At 34.5% G+C, this 838-nt stretch carries 1 protein-coding gene; it reads right to left on the bottom strand.

The window, feature by feature from the left end:
• Positions 1–20 precede the first annotated feature (20 nt).
• Complete coding sequence (locus tag AC1DUW_RS30870; protein ID WP_477644457.1) at positions 21–635, bottom strand: superoxide dismutase; 615 nt, start codon at positions 633–635, stop codon at positions 21–23.
• Positions 636–838: the final 203 nt, after the last annotated feature.

Genomic DNA, 838 nt, shown 5'->3' with positions numbered 1-838 from the left:
GAAAAATAATAATAATTTAATTAAGCTTGCGCGGCCTGATATAACTTGTTTACTTCATCCCAGTTAATGAGATTAAAGAAAGCAGAAATATAATCAGGACGCTTGTTTTGATAGTTGAGATAATAAGCATGTTCCCAAACATCGAGGCCAAGTATTGGCTGTTTACCTTCCATTAGTGGGCTATCTTGATTAGGTGTACTAGTAATATCAAGTTGTCCATCGTCCATTACTAGCCAAGCCCAACCTGAACCGAAGCGACCTGTTGCAGCTTTTGTAAACTCATCTTTAAACTGATCATAGCTCCCAAAAGCTTGATTTATTGCTTCTGCAACTACACCAGTAGGAGCCCCACCACCGTTTGGAGAAAGGATCGTCCAGAATAAACTATGATTAGCATGACCACCACCATTATTGCGCACAGCAGTACGGATATTTTCAGGAACAACATCAAGGTTTGCAATTAACTCTTCAACACTTTTGTTAGAAAGATCACCATGTCCTTCTAGTACAGCATTTAGGTTATTGACATATGTAGCATGGTGGCGATCATGATGAATCATCATCGTCTGTTCATCAAAATGTGGTTCAAGAACATTGAAATCATACGGTAAAGCTGGAAGTTCATATTTATACATTTAAAATTCCTCCAAATATATTTTTTTGTAACTATAAAAAGTTTAAAATATTTTTATACTTTTTAAAATAATAAGTATAAAAACCTTTAACAATATAAAATTCAACTTAATAATGTAATTCTCTGGCCACTTTCGGAATTTAAAATCCTACCTTATTACAATTAAAATGGTGGAAGTAATCTATATCCCCCACTCATTTATCC

Source organism: Peribacillus sp. P4_C12 (assembly GCF_056402095.1).
The sequence above is the reverse complement of the archived record's forward strand: the minus strand, read 5'-3'. Positions and strand labels throughout refer to the sequence as shown.